The sequence below is a fragment of the Stenotrophomonas sp. Ste96 genome, from assembly GCF_024519495.1.
Lineage (GTDB): Bacteria > Pseudomonadota > Gammaproteobacteria > Xanthomonadales > Xanthomonadaceae > Stenotrophomonas > Stenotrophomonas bentonitica_A.
Genome location: NZ_JALJRX010000001.1, coordinates 1338788 through 1360765 on the forward strand (window position 1 = coordinate 1338788; position 21978 = coordinate 1360765).

At 68.1% G+C, this 21978-nt stretch carries 16 protein-coding genes; 9 read left to right on the forward strand and 7 right to left on the reverse strand.

Annotated elements, in window-relative coordinates; all coding sequences use genetic code 11:
* Positions 1 to 4: 4 nt before the first annotated feature.
* Positions 5 to 1150, reverse strand: coding sequence for an efflux RND transporter periplasmic adaptor subunit (locus OC373_RS06080; RefSeq protein WP_261997265.1), 1146 nt, complete (start codon positions 1148 to 1150; stop codon positions 5 to 7).
* Between the two features lie 121 nt (positions 1151 to 1271).
* On the opposite strand from OC373_RS06080, the gene OC373_RS06085 reads away from it, so the two are divergent.
* From OC373_RS06085 to mgtE, 5 genes are all read left to right on the forward strand, one after another.
* The gene (locus OC373_RS06085; protein WP_261997266.1) at positions 1272 to 1937 is read left to right on the forward strand and encodes a TetR/AcrR family transcriptional regulator; all 666 of its coding nucleotides are present in this window, start codon (positions 1272 to 1274) and stop codon (positions 1935 to 1937) included.
* A 131-nt stretch (positions 1938 to 2068) separates the two neighbouring features.
* Positions 2069 to 2716, forward strand: coding sequence for a protein-L-isoaspartate O-methyltransferase (locus tag OC373_RS06090; RefSeq protein ID WP_261997267.1), 648 nt, complete (start codon positions 2069 to 2071; stop codon positions 2714 to 2716).
* A 16-nt stretch (positions 2717 to 2732) separates the two neighbouring features.
* Positions 2733 to 4094: a TolC family outer membrane protein gene (locus tag OC373_RS06095; RefSeq protein ID WP_070425874.1), complete on the forward strand. Its 1362-nt coding sequence runs from the start codon at positions 2733 to 2735 to the stop codon at positions 4092 to 4094.
* A 458-nt stretch (positions 4095 to 4552) separates the two neighbouring features.
* Complete coding sequence (locus OC373_RS06100; RefSeq protein ID WP_070425875.1) at positions 4553 to 5221, forward strand: hypothetical protein; 669 nt, start codon at positions 4553 to 4555, stop codon at positions 5219 to 5221.
* A gap of 175 nt (positions 5222 to 5396) precedes the next feature.
* Positions 5397 to 6779, forward strand: a complete 1383-nt coding sequence (gene mgtE / locus OC373_RS06105; RefSeq protein WP_070425876.1) for a magnesium transporter — start codon at positions 5397 to 5399, stop codon at positions 6777 to 6779.
* A gap of 57 nt (positions 6780 to 6836) precedes the next feature.
* Here the strand turns inward: mgtE and waaA are convergent, their stop codons facing one another.
* Positions 6837 to 8135 (reverse strand): lipid IV(A) 3-deoxy-D-manno-octulosonic acid transferase, encoded by a 1299-nt coding sequence (gene waaA / locus OC373_RS06110; RefSeq protein WP_070425877.1) that lies wholly within the window; start codon positions 8133 to 8135, stop codon positions 6837 to 6839.
* 95 nt (positions 8136 to 8230) lie between these two features.
* On the opposite strand from waaA, the gene OC373_RS06115 reads away from it, so the two are divergent.
* Positions 8231 to 9154, forward strand: coding sequence for an LpxL/LpxP family Kdo(2)-lipid IV(A) lauroyl/palmitoleoyl acyltransferase (locus OC373_RS06115; RefSeq protein ID WP_070425878.1), 924 nt, complete (start codon positions 8231 to 8233; stop codon positions 9152 to 9154).
* A gap of 56 nt (positions 9155 to 9210) precedes the next feature.
* Here OC373_RS06115 and OC373_RS06120 read toward each other — a convergent pair whose 3' ends face one another.
* Genes OC373_RS06120 through OC373_RS06130 form a run of 3 tightly spaced genes read right to left on the reverse strand, consistent with a single transcriptional unit; the run spans position 9211 to position 11839 of the window.
* Positions 9211 to 10533: an O-antigen ligase gene (locus OC373_RS06120; RefSeq protein ID WP_070425879.1), complete on the reverse strand. Its 1323-nt coding sequence runs from the start codon at positions 10531 to 10533 to the stop codon at positions 9211 to 9213.
* Positions 10514 to 11626, reverse strand: a complete 1113-nt coding sequence (locus OC373_RS06125; RefSeq protein WP_070425880.1) for a glycosyltransferase — start codon at positions 11624 to 11626, stop codon at positions 10514 to 10516. The genes OC373_RS06120 and OC373_RS06125 overlap by 20 nt, the downstream gene beginning before the upstream one ends.
* 15 nt (positions 11627 to 11641) lie before the next feature.
* Complete coding sequence (locus OC373_RS06130) at positions 11642 to 11839, reverse strand: zinc-finger domain-containing protein (RefSeq protein WP_019183790.1); 198 nt, start codon at positions 11837 to 11839, stop codon at positions 11642 to 11644.
* Positions 11840 to 12226: 387 nt separating this feature from the next.
* On the opposite strand from OC373_RS06130, the gene OC373_RS06135 reads away from it, so the two are divergent.
* Positions 12227 to 15583, forward strand: coding sequence for a GH92 family glycosyl hydrolase (locus tag OC373_RS06135; RefSeq protein ID WP_070425881.1), 3357 nt, complete (start codon positions 12227 to 12229; stop codon positions 15581 to 15583).
* A gap of 8 nt (positions 15584 to 15591) precedes the next feature.
* Positions 15592 to 16278: a basic secretory family protein gene (locus OC373_RS06140; RefSeq protein ID WP_237393566.1), complete on the forward strand. Its 687-nt coding sequence runs from the start codon at positions 15592 to 15594 to the stop codon at positions 16276 to 16278.
* Positions 16279 to 16702: 424 nt separating this feature from the next.
* Here the strand turns inward: OC373_RS06140 and OC373_RS06145 are convergent, their stop codons facing one another.
* Together OC373_RS06145 and OC373_RS06150 are read right to left on the reverse strand one after the other, a co-directional pair.
* Positions 16703 to 18997 (reverse strand): NADP-dependent malic enzyme, encoded by a 2295-nt coding sequence (locus tag OC373_RS06145; RefSeq protein ID WP_019183787.1) that lies wholly within the window; start codon positions 18995 to 18997, stop codon positions 16703 to 16705.
* Between the two features lie 199 nt (positions 18998 to 19196).
* On the reverse strand, positions 19197 to 20546 hold the full coding sequence (locus OC373_RS06150; RefSeq protein WP_070425883.1) for a dicarboxylate/amino acid:cation symporter: 1350 nt from the start codon (positions 20544 to 20546) through the stop codon (positions 19197 to 19199).
* Between the two features lie 264 nt (positions 20547 to 20810).
* Here OC373_RS06150 and OC373_RS06155 point away from each other — a divergent pair, with 264 nt between their 5' ends.
* Positions 20811 to 21977: a porin gene (locus OC373_RS06155; protein ID WP_261997268.1), complete on the forward strand. Its 1167-nt coding sequence runs from the start codon at positions 20811 to 20813 to the stop codon at positions 21975 to 21977.
* The last annotated feature ends 1 nt before the right edge of the window (position 21978 follow it).

Genomic DNA, 21978 nt, shown 5'->3' on the forward strand with positions numbered 1-21978 from the left:
GGGATCAGTTCCCCTTGCCGGCAGCAGGCGCGTCGGCCGCGGCAGGCTTGGCCGCCGGTGCCAGCACCGGGCGGTTCTGGCGGTCCACCGCCGTCACCGGCTGGCCCTCGCGCAGCAGATGGCCGCCGGCGGCGACCACCCAGTCGTTCGCGTTCACCCCGCTCAGCACCGGAACCGATTCAACGGCGTACGCCCCGACCGTCACCGGCGTGGCCTTCAAGGTGTGCTTGGCCGGATCGACCACCCACACGCTGCTGCGGCCGTCGGCGCCGCGCTGTACGGCGGCCAGCGGCAACTGCAGCGTGCCTTGGCGTCCTGCGGCGGCGAACACGCGCGCGCTCTGGCCCAGTTCCACTTCGGTCAACGCTTCCGGTGCCAGGCTGACGCGGGTGGCATAGGTGCGCCCCTGTGCATCGGCGGCCGGGGCGATCTCACGGATCGTGCCCGGCAGCATCTGGCCGGGGCGGATCCACAGTTCCACCTGCACCGGCTGGCCGACCTGGTAATCGCGGATGTTGCTCTCCGGCAGGGCGATCACGACTTCGCGGCCACCGTCGGCGGCCAGGGTGAACACGGTCTGCCCAGCGCTGACCACCTGCCCGGCTTCGGCCTGGCGACTGGCGATCACGCCATCGGCCGGCGCGCGCAGCTGCGCGTACTCGGCCTGGTTGCGCGCCACGGCCAGATTGGCGCGGGCAGCATTGGCCTGGCCCTGCGCGGCCTTGAAGGCAGCAGTCTGGCTGTCCAGCGCGGACTGGCTGACCAGTTGCTGCTCGGCCAGGGTGGCGTAGCGCTTCTGGTCGTCACGGGCACGGATCAGGTCGGCTTCGGCAGCGGCCAGCTGCGCCTGTGAGGCGCTGGCCTGGGAGGCGTAGTCGGCGGCGTCCAGCTCGGCCAGCAACTGGCCCTTGCGCACGCGCTGGCCGGCATCGACATGGCGCTTGATCAGATTGCCGCCGACGCGGAAGGAGAGCGGGCTTTCCTCGCGGGCCCGGATCTCACCGGGGTAGGCGGCCACTTCCTGGCCGGCCACGGTGCCCGGGTGGACAACCAGCACCGGCATCGGCGCGGCCGGTTCGGCATCCTGCTTGCCACATGCTGCCAACGCCAGCGCCAGCAACCCACCACCCATCCATCGCATGTTTTTCATGAGGTCCTGGACCTGAAAGTAACCCGGGGAAAGCCACTGGAAACGCTCTGTTCCAATCGCTTCAATATTGAACCAGCCGGTATAGTATAAATATCGAACCGATTGGTCTAGTATTGATTGGATGACTGATCCGACCTCCTCCAAATCGCCCTCCAAGCCGGTCGCCAAGGCCGCCGGGCCGGGGCGCCCGAAGGATCTGGGCAAGCGCGCGGCCATCCTGGAAGCGGCCAAGTCGCTGTTCGTCGACCAAGGCTACAACGGGGTGAGCATGGACAGCATCGCCGCCCAGGCGGGCGTATCGAAGCTGACCGTTTACAGCCATTTCGGCGACAAAGAGACGCTTTTCACCGAAGCAGTGCAGTCCAAATGCGTCGAGATGCTGCCTGACGAACTGTTCGTCACCGACGTCGAAGGCCCGCTGCGCGACCAGCTGATGGGCATCGGCCACGCCTTCTTCACCCTGATCACCTCCGATGCGGCCGTCGCCGTGCAGCGGGTGATGATGTCGCCGGATACCGATGACCGGATCCGCGAGATGTTCTGGCTGGCCGGCCCGCAGCGGACCACCGATGCGCTGGCCGACTTCCTGCGTTCCCGTACGGCCCGCGGCGAGCTGGAGATCACCGATTTCCCGACCGCCGCCATCCAGTTCCTTACCTTGATCAAGGGCGAGCTGCATACGCATATGATGTGCGGGCTGCGGCCGGCCCCGGCCGAGTGCGATGCCAACGCTCATGTGAGCGCCAGCGTCGACTTTTTCCTGCGGGCGTATGCCCGGCGGCACTAAACTGAATGGACCGGAGGTCGCGGTGACTTCCGGCACTGCGACCCCGGCGCGACGGCAGCGATGCTCTCAGCGCGCCGCCGGCTCCCGGCACCGGTAAAATGGCCGGCCCACTGCGCTGGATATAGAACCTCATGACGATCGATTACTCCCACGCCCGCGAACTGATGGTCGAACAGCAGATCCGCCCCTGGGATGTGCTGGAAATCCGCGTGCTCGATGTACTGGCACGCTTGCCGCGGGAGGCGTTCGTCGCTGAATCGCACCGGGCCCTGGCCTATGCCGACATCGAGCTGCCGCTGGGCAACGGGCAGAAGATGATGAAGCCGGTCATCGAAGGCCGCACCCTGCAGGCGCTGGATCTGCAGCCGGGCGATGAAGTGCTGGAAATCGGCACCGGCAGCGGCTACCTGAGCGCGTGCATGGGCGAGCTGGCCCGCGAAGTGCTGAGCCTGGAGATCGATGCCGAGCTGGCCACCATCGCGCGCGCGCGTCTGGACGCCGCCGGCCTGGGCAACAACGTCCGCATCGAAACCGCCGACGCGCTGAGCTGGGATACCGAGCGCCGCTTCGATGCGATCTGCGTCACCGGCGCGGTGGATGTCATCCCGTCACGTTTCGCCCAGTGGCTGCGTCCGGGCGGTCGACTGTTCGTGATCCGTGGCCGGTCCCCGGTCATGGAAGCGGTGCTGGTCAAGGCGGACGGCACCACTGAATCGCTGTTCGAAACCGATATCGACTACCTGCGCGGTGCCGCCCCGGCACCCCAGTTCCAACTCTGAGTCCAAGGAAGCCGCAATGATCCGCCGATCCCTCGCCCTTGCGCTGGCCGCCGCCCTGCTGCCGATGACCGCCTCTGCCGCCGACCTGCTGCAGGTCTACGAAATGGCGCGCAATGGCGATCCGCAGCTCTCGGCTGCCGAGTCGACCCGCCTGTATGACAAGGAAGGCGCCGTGCAGGCGCGTGCCGCATTGCTGCCGCAGCTCAACGGCGAGGCCTCGCTCAACCGCAGCCGCACCAACCCGAACCATGATCTGACCTCCAGCTCGTTCACCACCAAGAGCCGGAACTACACGATCAACGGCAGCCAGACGGTCTTCAACTTCACCCAGTTCGCCAACCTGCGTTCGCAGCGCGAACTGAGCCGCGCAGCGGATTTCACCCTGGATTCGGCCAACGACGACCTGATCGTGCGCACCTCGGCGGCGTACTTCAACGTGCTGGTGGGCATTGAATCGCTGTCGGCCGCGCAGACCAACGAAGCCGCTGCCAAGAAGCAGTTCGACTTCGCCGACAAGCGCCTGGAAGTGGGCCTGGCCCCGATCACCGACGTGCACGAAGCCCGCGCCCAGTACGACCAGGCGCGCGCCAACACGATCATCGCGCAGAACACCCTGGCCGACGCCTACCAGGCGCTGACCGAACTGACCGGCCAGCCGGTCACCGACCTGCGCGCCCTGCCGGCCGATTTCCGTCCGGAGCTGCCGGCCAAGTACGCCACCATCGATACGCTGGTGAACGAGGCCGTTGCGCAGAATCCGGCGCTGAAGGCGCAGGAACTGAAGGTCAACGCCGCCGAAGCCGGCGTCTCGGCCGCCCGCGGCGCGCACTACCCGACCCTGTCGATCGGTGCCACGGCCGGCAAGTCGGCCAGCTGGGGTGATGTGGTCGGCGACAGCGGCAGCTTCAGCCCGGACCGCCGCACCAACAGCGTCGGCCTGACCCTGAACGTGCCGATCTTCTCCGGCGGCGCCACCCAGTCCGGCGTGCGCCAGGCGCTGGCCCAGCGTGACATCGCCCAGGACGGTTACGAGCAGCAGAAGCGCGCCCTGGACCGCAACACCCGCAACGCCTACCAGACCCTGGTGGCGGGCATCAGCGAAGTGGAAGCGCGTCGCCTGGCGGTCGTGTCGGCACAGAGTGCCTATGACGCTTCGCAGGTCGGCCTGGAAGTCGGCACGCGTACCGTGCTGGACGTGATCCAGAACCAGCGCATCCTGTTCTCCGCGCAGCTGGACTACGCCAACGCCCGCTACACCTTCCTGCAGAACCGCCTGCAGCTGGGCCAGGCCGTCGGCACGCTGGACATCGCCGAACTGCAGGACATCAACCGCCTGCTGACCCAGAAGGCGGCCACGCCGAGCACCACCGTCAACTGATCGACGGCGCACGGCGAGATAAAAAACCACCCGCCTGCGGGTGGTTTTTTTTTGCGTGCAAGGTGGTGATCGCGACATGCCACAGATGCTGCCCATGTGGCGGCCGCCATCGCGACCGCTTCGTGCGATGCCTACCCGCGCACACTCTCCACCGTGAAGCGGTCCACAGTCCGGCACGTGCCGTGAAAAAGGGCTTGACCCTCCGGCAGCGGCCGACTAAGGTCCGCCCCGCACCACCTTCCCTTTCCCTCCAGAGGCCCCCTCCTTGGACAGTCATAGTCGATCTCGTTGCTGCTCCTGAGCCGACGGACCCACTGACCCCAAGGTCGGTTCCGTCCGCACAGGACGGGGCCCACCGGCGCAGCTGACACGCTCGCCCGCCTCGCAACATCCGTATCGCCGTTCCACCGACCCCAAGAAGGGTGCCGCTGGCGTTTCCGTTTGCCTGGAGATTGCCCATGCACGTTTCCCGTGTGTTCGCCCTGCCCCTCGTGGCCGTGGCGATGCTTCCGCTCGACACCCGCGCCGCCGCCAGCCTGATGGTGGACGACGCCTCCATCACCGATGCCGGTCGCTGCCAGTTGGAAAGCTGGGGCCGCCATACCGATGCCGGCAATGACTGGACGGCCGTACCGGCCTGCACGTTCGCCGATACCGAATGGTCGCTCGGCGCCAGCCATCAACACGCCACCTCGACGACGCAGTGGGCCGTGGGCGCCAAGCGGGTACTGCGTGATCTGGATCAGCGCCGCTGGGGCGTGGCGATCAGTGCCGGCCTCGGCAGCGACTGGCACCGCCCGCGCGCCGACGACTGGAGCCTCAATGCACCGCTGACGGTGGTGCTCGGCGCGTCGGATCGCACCCTGCTGCACCTCAACCTGGGCTGGGCACGCACGGGCGATGCACGTGGCCGCACCGATGGCATCGGCGTGGAAGTCGTGGCTGCACCGCAGTGGTCACTGCTGGCCGAAACCGCCCGCGATGCGGCGCGCCAGCGCAGCAGCCAGTTCGGCGTGCGCCACGAACTCTGGCGTGGCGCCAGCGTGGATCTGCTCGCGGGACGTGCCCACCACCGGCGCGACGGGCAGTGGATCACGCTCGGCCTCAATCTCGCCGCCGCGCCGTAATGCCCCGCGTGCCGACTGAGCGCACCGACTGATCCCGCCGGCCGCCTGCGCTGCGTACGCGGCGCGCACGCACACCCCTGCCTGCCTCGCCCGGGCGCACGCCGATGCGTGCCACGCCTGCACCTCATCACTGCGCGTTGCCACCCCACGCGCCGCTTTCTGCTGGAGAACCACCATGAACCGCGAAGACCTCCTGTTCTCGATCCGCACCCTCTCGCTCTCCCTCGACGCCGCTGGCTTTGCCAGCATCGCCGCGACCACCCATCCGTCCGATCTGGTCGATGCGCTCGACGCGCTGAGCGTGGACAGGTCGCTGCCGTTGCTGATGACGCTCGCGCCACCGGCGCGCGCGGATCTGTTCGCGCACTTCGCCGAGCTCCGCCAGGATCAACTGCTGGCCGCGATGCCGCGCGAGGCGGTAGTGCAGCTGTTCGAACACATGCCATCGGATGATCGTGCCGATCTGTTCAACCGCCTTGGCGATGACGCCAAGCAGACACTGCTGCCGGCGCTGACCAAGGTGGAACGCGACGACATCCTCAAGATGGCGTCCTATCCCGAGGGCACGGTCGGTTCGGCGACGACGTCCGACTATGTCTGGGTCTCGCCGGAAATGACGGTCGCGCAGGCGCTTTCACACATCCGCGCCACCGCGCTGCACAGCGAGACGGTGAACATCCTGTTCGTGCTCGACCACACCCTGCGCCTGCGCGGCACCGTGGCGCTGCGCGATCTGGTCCTGGCCAACGAGAACCGCACGGTCGCCTCGATCATGCATGAGCAGCCGATCGCCGCGAAGGCACATTGGCCGCGACTGCAGGCCGCCGAGCTGATCCGTCGCTACGATCTGCTCGCGCTGCCAGTCACCAACGGCGGAGACCGCATGATCGGCATCGTCACCGTCGACGATGCGATGGACATCGACAAGGAACAGGACGCCTCGCAGCTGGCGCGCTTCGGCGGTACGGTGAGCGCGCACGGCAACGACCTGGACGTTCGCAGCACGCCACTGAAGCAGATGTTCCGCGTGCGGGTGTTCTGGCTGGCGATCCTGACCTGCTTCGGCATCGTCACCAGCACCTTCGTGGCCGCGCAGGAAGAGCTGCTGTCGCAGGTGATCGTGCTGGCCGCCTTCATCGCCCCGATCGTGGACATGGGCGGCAACACCGGCAGCCAGTCGGCCACGCTGGTGATCCGCAGCATGGCACTGGGCGAATTGAAGCTGAGCTGGCGCGATGTGGCGTTCGTGATCAAACGCGAACTGCCGGTGGCCGCCGCGCTGGGCATCAGCATCGCCGTGCTGGAAGCGGTCCTGGCCTATTTCAGCAAGGGCGTTGGCATGGACGTGCTGCTGGTGGTGGGCTCGAGCATGCTGGTGTGCACCGCACTGGGCGGCATCATCGGCGCATTGCTGCCGTTCGCCGCACGCCGCATCGGGGCGGATCCAGCCACGCTGTCGGCCCCGATGATCACCTCGGTGATGGACCTGGTCGGCGTGTTCATCTACTTCGGCTTTGCCTACGCCTTTTTGGGCGACCTGCTGGTCGCCGCTGCCTGACGCACGCGCGGGCCTGGTCGTCGCATCGCGCGATCAGGCCTGCAACCAGGCCTGTAATCAGGCCACCGGCGGCGGCAACTGCGGGGCGATCAGGGCCACGGTGCGCTTCAGTGCGCCGCGCCCGTTGCTCACCAGCGCGCAGCCCGCCCGGGCCATGTCCTCGCGGGCCTGCGGATCACGCAGCAGGGTCAGCAGTGCATCGCCGACCCCGTTGGCATCCTCGGCAATGACCACCGCACCGGCCTCGCGCATGCGCCGGGAAATCTCGGCGAAGTTGTGCAGGTGCGGGCCAGTGACCGCTGCGGTGCCCATTGCCGCCGGCTCCAGCAGGTTGTGCCCCCCGATGGCCTGCAGGCTGCCACCGACGAAGGCCACCTGGGCGCACCCGTAGAACGACATCAACTCGCCAAGCGTATCGATCACGAACACATCGGTATCGGCCTGCGGCCACTGCTGCTGGCGGCGCGTGGCCACCTTCCAGCCCTGCTCGCGGGCCAGCGCTTCCACCCTTGGGAAGCGCTCGGGATGCCGCGGCGCCCACAACAGCAACAGGCCCGGCACCGCCTCGCGCAGGCGGCGGTGCAGATCGATGGTGGCCTGCTCTTCGCCCTCGTGCGTACTGGCGGCGATCCAGACCGGATGCTGGGCGGGCACCAGCTCATGGAAGCGCGCGATGAAGTCCTGCACGTTCGGCGTGGCGATATCGAATTTCAGATTGCCCAGCGGCTGCACCTGGTCCGGGCGGGCGCCGAGCTGGATGAAGCGCTCGGCATCGTCGGCCGATTGCGCCGCCACACAGGTCACGGTACGCAGCGCGCGGCCGATCAGCGGCCGCAGCAGGCGGTAACCGCGCAGCGAGCGCGCCGACAACCGCGCATTGAGGATGTAGACCGGGATGCTGCGGTCGCGGCACCCGAACAGCAGGTTCGGCCACAGCTCGGTTTCCAGGATCAGCGCCAGGCTCGGCTTGAAGTGGCCGAGGAAGCGACCGACGCTGCCCGGCACGTCGTAGGGCAGGTACACGTGGTCGACCGCATCGCCCCACAACGCGCGGACCCGTTCGGAGCCGGTCGGGGTGATGGTGGTGATCACCCAGCGGATGTCCGGACGCAGCGCACGCAAGGCGTTCACCAGTGGCGCTGCGGCGTTCACCTCACCCACCGAGACCGCGTGCAGCCAGACCCGCGGCTGGCCGCTGGAGTGCGGATAGGAGGCATAGCGCTCATCCCAGCGCTGGAAGTACTCGCGCACCCGGAAGCCCCGCCACACCAGGTGGTACACGGTGATCGGCAACAGCAGGTAGAGCACGGCCGAGTACAGGCCGCGCAGGATCCATTCGACAGGGCTTTTACGCATGGGCAAAGGATACGGGAGCGGCGCGGGGAAGACACGCCGCGGCGCCGTGATGGCCCTGCCGGGACGCATCCGGGCGCATCCATTAGAATCGAGGCATGTCCGATAACGCTTCCACCGCCACCCGGCCGTCCCTGCGCAATCCGCGCCACTGGCCGACCTTCGCTTTCATGCTGGTCGCCTTCGCGATCGCCCGCCTGCCGTGGATGCTGCAGCGTGCGCTTGGCCGCGGTGTCGGCACGGTCGCCTACCGGCTGGCCAGCAGCCGCCGGCGCGCCGCCGAGGTCAACCTGAAGCTGTGCTTCCCCGAGAAGGACGATGCCTGGCGCCAGCGCCTGCTGCGCGACAGCTTCGACGCGCTGGGCGTGGGCATCTTCGAATTCGCCCGGGCCTGGTGGGGCAGCATCGACAGCATCCGCCCGCAGGTGCAGATCGAGGGGCTGGAGCACCTGCACCGCATGCAGGCCGAGGGCCGTGGGGTGCTGCTGGTGTCCGGCCACTTCATGACGCTGGAGATGTGTGGCCGCCTGCTGTGCGACCACGTCGAGCTCTCCGGCATGTACCGCAAGCATCGCAACCCGGTGTACGAGTGGGCGGTGAAGTTCGGCCGCCTGCGCTACGCCAAGGCGATGTACGCCAACGAGGACATCCGCGCGACGGTGCGGCATCTGAAGAAGGGCGGCTTCCTCTGGTACGCGCCGGACCAGGACATGCGCGGCAAGGACACGGTGTTCGTGCCGTTCTTCGGCCACACCGCTTCGACCATCACCGCCACGCACCAGCTGGCCCGGATGACCGGCTGCGCGGTGATCCCGTATTTCCACCGTCGCGAAGGCGGCAAGTACTTCCTGAAGATCGGCGCGCCGCTGGAGAATTTCCCCAGCGAGGATGTCGAGGCCGATACCGCGCGCGTCAACCAGGCCATCGAAGCGATGGTGCGCGAGGCCCCTGACCAGTACCTGTGGATCCACCGCCGCTTCAAGCGCCAGCCCGGCGGCCGCAGCGATTATTACCGGTCGTAGCGCCACCCCGGCATGTCCCCATACCCGGGCCACAAGCAGCCACGCATGGCGTGGCCCTACCCGTCCTCGCGTGCCAACAGACTGCCGGCATACAGCGCGGCCAACAACAGCGTGAGGCCTCCCCAGAAGGTGGAATAGAACGCCAGATGCGTGTTGAGCGGGAACACGGTCACCGCCAGCGCCAGCATCGCCGGGCGTGCGCGCTCACGGGCCTGGGCCGGCGCGAAGCGCCACGCGCGCCACGCCTGTGCGACCGCCGCCAGCCACAGCAGCAGGCCGAGGATGCCGGTTTCAGACAGTATCTCGAGCACGATCTGGTGCGCGTGCAGTGCCGGACCCGCGCCCCAGACTTCCTGGGCGGCAGGGTCCGGGTTGCAGGCCGGGTAGGCGTCGCGGAAGCCACGTGCGCCGACGCCGTTGATGGGGTGCGCTTCGATCATGCAGGCAGCCGCCGCCCAGATCTGCGCGCGGCCGGACAGGGCTTGATTGACGCCATCGCTCTCACCCTCCCAGGCCATGGCGGTACGCGCAACGCGGTCACCGACCTGGGGCACGGTCACGGCCAGGACGACCGCTGCCACCGCACCGAAGGCGACGCAGGCCAGCAGCCCGCGCACGCCGATCAGGCGCCAGCCGGAGAACACCAGCACCAGCGCATAGGTCAGCCAGGCCGCGCGCGAACCGGCCAGCACCAGCACCACCCCCACCGCAGCCGCTCCCAGCGACCAGCCGAGAATGCCGGCGCGGCGGGAGGCCGCGAACAGCAGGAACGGCGAGAGGCTGGCCAGCACCTGGCCGAACTTGAGATTGCAGGGGCCGAGCACCCCGCTGAGCCGGTCCACCAGTGCCATCTCTTCAGGCGAGCACAGGCCGTGGCCACTGACGGCCCACTTGAGCTGGTCCATCGACCAGAACAACGGACTGCTGCCGATGAGGGCCTGGGCCAATGCATCGGCGGTCCACAGGCCGGTGATCGCGGCCAGGCCGCCCAGGGTCAGCGCGCGCCGCTGCGGGGTGGCCACGGCTATCGCCACCAGCCACATGAAGGGCAGGTAGCGTAGGCCGGCGGCGGTTTTGCGCCACGCGGTGCCGGGGTCGATCGCATCGAAGGCGGACACTGCCTGTGGCAGCCAATAGCCCAGGAACAGGATGCTGGTCAGCGCCCACGCCGGGCTGCTGAGCAGCCGCTGATTGCCCTGCAGCCGCAGCTGCACCATGCGCACTGCCGCATACAGCGCGCCGAGTACCAGCACGCCTTCGGCGATGCCCGGCAACGGCCACAGCGCAACGAACGCGATGACCCACCACGGCGCCCAGCGGCCAGCGCGGGAGGCCGGCGACCCGGGCACGAGGGTCGTCTCAGCCGACGAGGGAGGCATAGAGCTGGAGCGTGTCACGCTGCATCGCCTGCAAGGTAAACGGGATCCGCGACGGCAAGGCCGGCGGCTGCAGCAACAGCTGCTGCGCGCGCGCCAACAGCGCATCGGCGTCGCCCAAGGGTACCGCGCCGGAGGGTTGCAGCTGAGTCAACAACTCGCCCACGCCGCCGTGGTTCCAGCCCAGCACGGGGCGCCCCACCGACAGCGCTTCGACCACGGTGCGGCCGAACGCTTCGGCCTTGTCCGAGAGCTGAAGCACCAGATCGCTGGCCGCATAGGCCTGCGCGATGCGCGAGGTCGGCGCGGTCATCAGCACCGCATCGAACACACCCAGGCTGCGTGCCTGGGCGTCCAGTTCGGCGACATAGGATTCGCGGCCCGGCTCGCGCGTGCCCGGCATCCACAGTCTGGCCGGCACGCCGGCAGCATGCAGCCCGGCCAGCAGGGTCAGGGCGTGGCGATGCCCTTTCAGGCGGGTGCCGCGGCCCGGCAGCAACAGCAGCGGCGCATCGCCGGCCAGCGCCGGATGCTGCCCGGCCACGGCCAGGCGCGCGCGCCTGTCCTGGCGGCCCACGCGCGGGAACTGCGCGACATCGACACCGCGGGGGATCACCTGCAGCCGCTCGGCCGGGACACTGGGGTAATGCGTCTGCACGAACTCGCGCACGCTGTTGGACACGCAGATCACGCGCTCGCCGCTGGTCATCACCGCGCTGTAGCGGCCCGGGGAATTGAGGCCGTGCACGGTGGTGACCCAATGTGGGCGGGTCGCCGCCGGCAGATTGCGCACCGCGTACAGGCCCAGCCACGCCGGCAGCCGCGAGCGCGCGTGCACGATGTCCGCGCCCACCTCATTGAAGAGATTGCGCAGGGTCAGCACGTGACGCAGCGTCAGCAGCGATTTGCGGCCGATATCCAGGGTCAGGTGTTCGGCGCCACTGGCCAGCAGCGGCTCGACCAGGCGCCCACCGGCGGACACGACGATGGCCCGGTGGCCGGCGGCAACCAGGGCGGAGGCGATCTCAAGGGTGGAGCGTTCGACCCCGCCGGAGTGCAGCGCCGGCAGCAGCTGCACCACGGTCAGTCGGCGCACAGTGTGGTCCGCGGATCAGTCGGCGAGCACGAACACGGCGCCGCAGTACGGGCACGCGGCCTCGCAGTTGGGCTCGTCTTCGATCGGCAGGTACACGCGCGGGTGCGAGTTCCACAGCGCCATTTCCGGCGTCGGGCAGCTCAGCGGCAGGTCGCTGCGGTGCACGGTGTAACGCTTCTCGGCGTTGGCGGGCGCAGTGGCGGTATGGCTCATGGCGTGGACACACAAAGGGGGTTGCGAGACCGTGGATTCTAGCATCTGGTGGCCGCGTCAGGCCGCAGGGGCCCTGCGGGTGCCTGGCGCCGCCGCGGGTGGCCCGGCGACGCATCATCGGTCCTTTTAAATCGATCCAAATTGATTGTCAACAATTCGATATGAAACGGATTTGCCGGATTTAGATCGAACTAATTGCACTTGTCAGGGCCAGTTGCGGTGATGCAGGATCGACCGGTACCGATCATCGACCCGATCGCCTGCCCGCCCCCACCGGACATGCATCGCCTCTTTACCTGCCGTCTGCCGATGGCTGGGGCGACGCCGTCCGCCGTGGCCATCGATGCGGGTCCTGCCTGCCGCCTGCCCTTCTCGGGAGACCCTTGCATGACCCTGTCCGACCTGCGCCCCGCCCGCCGCGCCCTTCCCCTCGCTCTGGCCTTGGCCTGCGCCTCGATCGCTCTGCCGGCCGCTGCGCAGGACCTGCAGACCTCGTTCGAGCCCGGCCAGCCGGCCCCGGCCGCGGCGGCCGGCGACGGCGCCCTGCAGGTCCGGATCGGCAATGGCCCCGCCGCGCCCTACGCAGCCAAGCCCGGCGTCGGTTACAGCGGCCTGCATGCGCTGCATTACGCCAGCACCGGCGGCCAGGCGCGCCGCCAGCTCTTCGAAACCGATCTGACCATCGACGCCGACACCACCCTGTCCTGGCTCGTGCTGCCCGAGATCGTCGGCAAGGACACCGTGGCCTCGACCTACGTCTCGCTTGACCTGGTCCTGGACGACGGCACGCGCGTTTCGGCCAGTGCCGCGCGCGATCACCATGGCGTGGCGCTGGGCGCGCGCGCGCAGGGCGATTCGAAGACGCTGTACCCGCAGCAGTGGGCGCGCAAAGCCGTGCGCCTGGGCGACACCCCGGCCCTGCGCGGGCGGCGCGTGGTCGCACTGGAGCTGGAGGTGGCCAGCGCCGACGGCGCCCCGGTCGCCGGTTGGATCGACGACGTCCGCCTGCAGGCGCAGCCGCGCGGCACGCCGCAGCGTCCCTCGGACTGGGTGCTGACCACCCGCGGCACGCAGGCCAACGGCACCTTCTCGCGCGGCAACAATTTCCCGGCCACCGCCGTGCCGCACGGCTTCAACTTCTGGACGCCGGTGACCGATGCCGGCTCGCTGACCTGGCTGTACCGCTGGAACGAACAGAACGACGCGGCCAACCGGCCGCGCCTGCAGGCGCTGGCACTGAGCCACCAGCCCAGCCCGTGGATGGGCGACCGCCAGACCTTCCAGGTGATGCCGTCGGCCACGCGCGGGGTGCCCGACGCCGATCGCAGCAAGCGCGCGCTCACCTTCTCGCGCGAGAACGAACAGGCCCGTCCGTACCGCTATGACGTGCGCTTCGACAACGGCATCGCGGCATCGATCGCGCCAACCGACCACGCCGCGGTGTTCCGCTTCGTATTCCCGGAAGGGGGCGATGCCAACCTGCTGTTCGACAATGTCGATGCCCGCGGCGGGCTGACCCTGGATGCGGCGACCCAGACGCTCTCCGGCTACACCGACACCCGCAGCGGCCTGTCCACCGGCGCCACCCGCATGTACGTGGTGGCCAGCTTCGACCGGCCGTGGCGCAGCAGCGGCACCGTGGAGACCGGCCGCCCGACCGGCTACATCAAGTTCGATGCCGGTGCCGACCGCCGCGTCTCGATGCGCATCGCCACCTCGCTGATCTCGGTCGAGCAGGCGCGCCACAACCTCGCGCTGGAGCTGTCGGCCGCTGACGATGTCGACCGCGTGGCCGCACGCGCGCAGGATGCCTGGGACCAGCGCCTGGGCCGCTTCGACGTGGGCGACGCCACCGACGACCAGAAGACCACGCTGTATTCCAACCTGTACCGCCTTTACCTCTATCCCAACTCCGGGCACGAGAACGCCGGTACTGCGGCGGCACCTGACTGGCGCTATGCCAGCCAGGCCAGCGCCTCGGATGAGAACACCGACGGTAGCGCCACGCGCAGCTTCGCGCCGGTGCGCGACGGCAAGGTCTACGTCAACAACGGCTTCTGGGACACCTTCCGCACCACCTGGCCGGCGTATGCGCTGTTCACCAAGGACGATGCCGGTGCGCTGGTGCAGGGCTTCCTGGAGCAGTACCGCGCCGGCGGCTGGGTCGCCCGCTGGTCCTCGCCCGGCTATGCCGACCTGATGGTGGGCACCAGTTCGGACGTGGCCTTCGCCGATGCATGGCTGAAGGGGATCGGCGGTTTCGACGCGCAGGAGGCCTATGCCGCCGCGCTGAAGAATGCGACCGTGGTTCCGCCGGACCGCCATGTCGGGCGCAAGGGCATGGACCGTTCCACCTTCCGCGGCTACGCCACCGCCGATGTGCATGAAGGCATGTCGTGGACGATGGAAGGCGCGCTCAACGATTTCGGCGTGGCCAACATGGCAGAGGCGCTGGCCAGACAGGCCGATACCCCGGCCGCCCGCGAACGCTATGCCACTGAAGCCGATTATTTCCGTCACCGCGCTGGCACCTACGCCACGCTGTTCGATCCGGCCGCGGGCTTCTTCCAGGGGCGCAAACCGGATGGCAGCTGGCGGCTGGATGCCAAGGACTACGACCCGCGCGTGTGGGGCCATGACTACACCGAATCCAACGGCTGGACCTTCGCCTTCACCGCCGCGCACGACGGCGAAGGGCTGGCCGCGCTGTACGGTGGCCGCGAGCAGCTGGCGGCCAAGCTGGACACGTTCTTCGCCACCCCGGAAACCGCCGATGCCGCGTTCTCGGGTTCCTACGGCGGCACCATCCATGAAATGACCGAGGCGCGCGATGTGCGCATGGGCATGTACGCGCACAGCAACCAGCCGGCGCACCACATCCCGTGGATGTACCTGTATGCCGGGCAGCCGTGGAAGACCCAGCAGCATGTGCGCGAGATCCTGTCGCGCCTGTACCTGGGCAGTGAGATCGGCCAGGGCTACCCGGGCGATGAGGACAACGGCGAGACCTCGGCGTGGTACCTGTTCGCGTCGCTGGGCATCTATCCGCTGCGCATGGGCGCGCCGGAGTACGTGATCGGTTCGCCGCTGTTCCGCCACGCCCGTGTCGAGCTGCAGGGCGGCGCGGTGCTGACCGTCAACGCGCCGGAGAACTCGGCCACCAACATCTACGTGCAGTCGTTGAAGGTGAACGGCACGCCGTGGACCAGGACCTGGCTGCCGCACGAGCTGCTCGCCAAGGGCGCCACGCTGGACTTCGTCATGGGCCCGGAACCTTCGCGCTGGGGCACCGGCCCGGATGATGCACCGCGCTCGCTCACCGCGCGCGGCCAGCAGCCGGCCCTGCTGCACGACCTGCTTGGCAGCGGCGCCACCGCCCAGCTCGGCGACGGGCGGGCGGCCACGTCGCTGATCGATGACGACGCGGCCACGGCGCTGCCGCTGGGCGGCTCCAGCACGATCACCTTCAGCAACGTCGCCGCGGGTACACCCTCGATGTACACCCTGACCAGCGGCAATGGCCCGATCCGCGGCGGCGAATGGACGCTGGAGGCACGCACCACCGGGGGCCGCTGGGTGCAGGTCGACCAGCGCCGGGGCGAAGCCTTCGCCTGGGCCATGCAGACCCGTCCGTTCCGCATCGCCCAGCCGGGCCGCTATGCCGAGTACCGCCTGCGCATTGCGGCACCCGGCCGCCTGCAGCTGGCCGAAGTCGAACTGCTCGCCCCGGCCACCACCCGATGAGGCCCCGCATGCCGATCTCCCGTTGCCTGTTGGCCGCCCTGCTGGTCGGCGCCGGGCTGGCCGATGCCCACGCGTTCGAGACCACACAGACCCGCGAGGATGTGACCCTGCACTACCGCGACCCCAGCGATGCGCTGGCCGCGCCGGTGCGCGAGCGCATCATCGAGACGTTTTTCGGCGCCTACCTGCGCGAGCGCGCCGATTTCCATCCTGCCGCGCCGACCCAGGTCGGCATCGTGATCGACCCCGGTTACGACGGCATCGCCTTTGTCGGTGAGAAGGCGCAGGCGGCGACGATCACGATCAACCCGGCCTGGCTGTCCAAGCACCCGGGCGACATCGACCTGGTTACCCATGAGGCCATGCACATCGTGCAGGGCTACCCGGAGTACGCCAACGCGCGCGTGCCGGGCTGGCTGGTGGAAGGCATCGCCGATTACGCCCGCGACCGCTACGGCAAGGACAATGCCGGGGCCGGCTGGGCGTTGCCCACGCAGGTCAAGCCGGAGCAGAACTTCGATACCGGCTACCGGGTGACCGGTGCGTTTCTCGCCTGGAGCGAGGCGCAACATCCCGGGCTGGTGAAGGCGCTTGATGGCGCCCTGCGCGAGGGGCGCTACACGCCGGCGTTGTGGGAAACGCTCAGCGGCGTGGCGTTGCCGGCGTTGTGGGAACAGTACGTGCGGGCACGCTGATTGCTCCAAGTGCCCGATCGGCGTCTGCGGGGCGCCGGCCAGCGGCCGGCACTACCGGTGCCATCGGTGCCCACGGTTGTTGGTAGGCACCGACCGTTGGTCGGTACGCTTTCGTGGGTCAGCGCGCGCCCACCAACCCGGCGTAGAGCGCGAACAACTGCTGGAAATACCGCTTCGTGCGTGGATCGCGCATGACACCGTTCCCGTGGCTGGCCGTGGAGGATATGGTCGGGCCCAGGGTGGCGACGCCCCCACCGGAGCGCCACCACGGCCGGGCCGCGTGGTGCTATTGGGCGCCTGGGAGGTTGCAGGGCGGTGACGTCTGTGCGGCGCGCGTGTGGCAGAGCCACCGGTTTCGCTGCCTGAAACGAGAACGCGCCCCGAAGGGCGCGTTCTGGCAACTGAGATCAAAAAGACCGGCAGGTTACGCGCCGTTCTTTTCGGCCTCCAGCTGCTTGCGGATCTGCGCATCCACGGCCGCGATCGCGGTCATGTTGAGCACGCGGCGCGAGGTCGCGCTGGTGGTCAGGATGTGCACCGGCTTGGCCACGCCCATCAGGATCGGGCCGATCGCCACGCCGTCGGTGAACACGCGCACCAGGTTGTAGGCGATGTTGGCCGCTTCCAGGTTGGGCAGCACGAACAGGTTGGCGCGGCCCTTCAGCGTGCTGTTGGGCAGCAGCTTCTGGCGCAGGGCTTCATCCCATGCGGTGTCGCCCTGCATCTCGCCATCCACGTTCAAGCGCGGGTTGCGCTTGAGCAGCATCTCGCGGACCGCACGCATCTTCAGCGCGTCCCTGGAATCGTGGCTGCCGAAGTTGGAGTGCGACAGCAGCGCCACCTTCGGCTCGATGCCGAACAGCTTCATTCGGTACGCCGCCTGCAGCGTGGCTTCGGTGATCTGCTCGGCGGTCGGGTCTTCCTGCACGTGGGTATCCACGAAGAAGAACACGCCCTGCTGGTTGATCACGCCGGTCATCGCCGAGGTGGAGGTCACCTTGGCTTCCAGCGGCAGCACGCTGCGCACGTAGCCCAGCTTCTTGTGGAAGCGGCCGACCACGCCGGTCAGCATCGCGTCGGCTTCGCCGCGCGCCACCATCACGGCCGCGATCAGGGTCGGGCGCGAGCGCATCAGGTTCTTGGCCGCGGCCACGGTCACACCGCGGCGGCCGGTGAGGTTGTGGTAGTACTGCCAGTAATCGTTGAAGCGCGGGTCGTCGTTGATGTTGGTGATGTCGAAGTCGACACCGGCCTTCATGCGCAGGCCCAGGCGCTCGATACGCGATTCGATCACGTCCGGGCGGCCGATCAGGATCGGCTGCGCCAGGCCTTCATCGACCACGTTCTGCACCGCGCGCAGCACCACTTCTTCTTCGCCTTCGGCGTACACCACACGCTGCTTGTCCGAGCGGGCGCGGTCGTAGACCGGCTTCATCATCAGGCTGGTGCGGTAAACGAACTGGGCCAGCTTCTCGCGGTAGGCGCCCATGTCGGCGACCGGACGGGTGGCCACGCCCGAATCCATCGCGGCCTGGGCCACGGCGGCCGACAGCTCCACCAGCAGGCGGCGGTCGAACGGACGCGGAATCAGGTAGTCACGGCCGAAGCTCGGGGTCTCATCGCCATAGGCCGAGCCCAGGTCGCTGGCCTCGCGGCGTGCCATCGCGGCGATCGCGTGCACGCAGGCGATCTTCATTTCCTCGTTGATCGCGGTCGCGCCGACGTCCAGCGCACCACGGAACAGGTACGGGAAGCACAGCACGTTGTTGATCTGGTTCGGGTAGTCCGAACGACCGGTACCGATCAGCGCGTCCGGACGCACCGAACGGGCCACTTCCGGCATGATTTCCGGGGTCGGGTTGGCCAGGGCGAAGATCACCGGATCCTTGGCCATGGTCTTGACCATGTCCGCGGTCAGGATGCCCGGCGCCGACAGGCCCAGGAAGATGTCCGCCCCATCGACGATCTCGGCCAGCGTGCGCTTGTCGGTATCACGCGCGTAACGCGCCTTCTCCGGGTCCAGATCGCTGCGGCCGGTGTGGATCACGCCGTCGCGGTCGAAAGCGAGGATGTTCTCTTTCTTCAGGCCCAGCGAGACCAGCATGTTGACGCAGGAGATGCCCGCCGCACCCATGCCGGTGGTGGCCAGCTTCACCTCTTCGATCTTCTTGCCGGTCACCAGCATGGCGTTGAGCACGGCCGCACCGACGATGATCGCAGTGCCGTGCTGATCGTCGTGGAACACCGGGATGTTCATGCGCTCGCGCAGCTTGCGCTCGACGATGAAGCACTCCGGTGCCTTGATGTCTTCCAGGTTGATGCCACCGAAGGTCGGTTCCAGCGAGGCGATGATGTCGACCAGCTTGTCCGGGTCGTTTTCATCGATCTCGATGTCGAACACATCGATGCCGGCGAACTTCTGGAACAGCACGCCCTTGCCTTCCATGACCGGCTTGCCGGCCAGCGGGCCGATGTTGCCCAGGCCCAGCACGGCGGTGCCATTGGAGATCACGGCGACCAGGTTGCCGCGCGCGGTGAGCTCGCTGGCCTGCTGCGGGTCGGCCATGATCGCCTCGCAGGCGTGTGCCACGCCCGGGGAGTACGCCAACGACAGATCGCGCTGGGTCAACATCGGCTTGGTCGCGGTGACCTTGATCTTGCCGGGCGGCGAGAGCCGGTGATAGTCGAGGGCTGCCTGTTTGAAATCTTCGTTGGACATCGCTTTCTGCAGATGAATGGGCGAGAGGAACAGGGGATCATACCCCCGTTGGCGTGGACGGACCTGTCGCTACGCTGTCGCGGTCATGCTGCAACCGCACATAATCCAGCAGCGCGCACCGGGCCTTCAAAACAAAACATGGCCGTGCCGCCCCGGCAGGAACGGCACGACCATGCACCACACAATCAGCTCATCGGGCTCAATGCGCCGGGGCCGGGAGCGTCGCCGGCAGGTCATCGACCACCAGCGGCGGCAGCTCGGCTTCACGGCCATCGAGCACCATCGCCAGGCGGTCACGATCCAGCGCGTTTTCCCAGCGCGAGACCACCACCGTGGCCACGGCATTGCCGATGAAGTTGGTCAGCGAGCGGCATTCGCTCATGAAGCGGTCCACGCCCAGGATCAGCGCCATGCCGGCCACCGGCACTTCCGGCACCACGGCCAGGGTGGCGGCCAGGGTGATGAAGCCGGCACCGGTCACGCCGGCGGCGCCCTTGGAGCTGAGCATCGCCACCAGCAGCAGGGCGATCTGGTGGCCCAGGGTCAGCTCGGTGTTGGTGGCCTGGGCGATGAACAGCGCTGCCAGGGTCATGTAGATGTTGGTGCCGTCCAGGTTGAACGAGTAACCGGTCGGGACCACCAGGCCCACCACGGACTTGCTGCAGCCAGCCTTTTCCATCTTCTCCATCAGCGAGGGCAGCGCCGATTCCGAGGATGAGGTGCCCAGCACCAGCAGCAGCTCGGCCTTGAGGTAACGGGCCAGCTTGAACACCGAGAACCCGCACAGGCGGCAGACCACGCCCAGGATCACCGCCACGAACAGGAAGGCGGTCAGGTAGAACGAGCCGACCAGCCAGGCCAGGTTGACCAGCGAGCCGACCCCGTACTTGCCGATGGTGAAGGCGATCGCGCCGAACGCGCCGATCGGGGCGGCCTTCATCAGGATGTGGACCAGGCGGAACACCGGCGCGGTCAGCGCCTCCAGGAAGGTCAGCACCGGGCGGCCCTTCTCGCCGGTCAGGGCCAGCGCGATGCCGAACAGCACCGCCACGAACAGCACCTGCAGGATGTTGCCCTCGACGAAGGCACTGACCAGGGTGGCCGGGATGATGTCCATCGCGAAGCCGACCAGGGTCAGCTCATGGGATTTCTGTACATAGCCGTTGACCGCAGTCTGGTCCAGGTCGGCCGGGTTGATGTTCATCCCCGCGCCCGGCTGCACCACGTGCGCCACCACCATGCCGACCACCAGGGCCAGCGTGGAGAAGAACAGGAAGTAGGCCATCGATTTGGCGAACACCCGGCCCACGGTGCGCAGGTGGGTCATGCCGGCGATGCCGGTGACGATGGTCAGGAAGATCACCGGGGCGATGATCATCTTCACCAGCTTGATGAAGGCGTCGCCCAGCGGCTTGAGCGATTCGGCGAAGGCCGGCTCGTAATGGCCGAGGATGGCACCGAGGACGATCGCCACCACCACCTGGAAATACAGTTGGCGGTAGAACGGCAGCGGCTTGGCCGCCAGCGGGGCGGTGGTGGGAACGTGCATGGGAAAGCTCCGGCAGTGTCACGAAGGATGCCGGCCGCGTTGGGCGGCATCTGGCGTGGCCTTTTTACGCCCGCATCTCGCCAACGCAGATAACCTATTGGTACTAGCCCCCCGGTTCAGCTGGCCGGACTGCCTACACTGCCCCGGCACCGCGCCCCCACGGCGGCGGGTGGCCCGGCAGCGGATCAAGGGGGACAGACCCACAGATTTGCCGTCCGCGGCCGTTGTTGTTCTGCCCCACCCTTATTCAAGCAGCTACCGCCCATGCGCCCTACGCCCCTGTTCATCGCCCTGGCCCTGACCACCGCCCCGCTCGCCGCCACCGCGGCCGACTGGGACAACTGGCCGACCAAGACCACTTTCAGTGACGGTACCGAGCTGGCAGCGACTGCCAACATCGCCTATGACCTCAACGACTTCTCCGACGGCAGCGGCATCGAAGACGCCGACGCCGTGCGCCGCAAGGAATTCGGCGCGACCCTGAAGAAGAAGGGCGTGTACGACGCCATGGTCTATTACGACTTCCAGGCCGACACCTGGCTGGACGTGTTCGTCCGCTTCGAGAGCAAGGCCTTCTTCGGCAGCGACATCGGCCGCTTCCGCTTCGGCTACATGAAGACCCCGGTCGGCCTGGACGCCGGCACCTCCTCGCGCGCCGGCAGCTTCCTGGAAACCGCCCTGCCCGTGCAGGCGTTCTACGAAGGCCGCCGCACCGGTGCCGAATGGGTGCTGGAGCGCCCGCAGTACCTGCTGCAGGCTGGCGCCTACGGCGGCAAGGACCTGCAGGGCGACAACCCCGGCACCACCCAGGCCGTGCGCGGCGTGTGGACCCCGGTCAAGGCCGCAGGCGACGTAGTCCACCTGGGCCTGGCGTATTCGCAGGAAAACCCGCGCGGTTACCGCGATGGCCGTGACGTCTCGCACGCCGCCAGCGCGCGCCTGCGTGCGCGTCCGGAAGCCGGCCTGACCGACATCCGCCTGGTCGACTCCGGTGCCCTGACCACCGCCGACAAGATCGTGCGCACCGGGCTGGAAGGCATCTGGATCCGCGGCCCGTTCTCGCTGCAGGGCGAAGCGCTGCAGACCACGGTCAGCCGTGACGGCAAGCCGGATTACACCGGCAGCGGCCAGTACGCGATGGCGAGCTGGATCCTGACCGGCGAATCGCGCCCGTACAGCGCCGGCGCGGTGGCCAACGTCAAGCCGGCCCACGGCTACGGCGCGGTCGAGCTGGTCACCCGCTACAGCCGCATCGATCTGGACGATGCCGACGTGTTCGGCGGCCGCCAGCACGATTGGACCCTTGGCGCCAACTGGTACCTGACCTCGCACTTCAAGTTCCAGGCGAACTACGTCAAGGTCGACGCCAGCCGTCGCGGCGTGCGCAGCCAGCCGGAGATCTTCGAACTGCGCGCGCAGATGCATTTCTGAG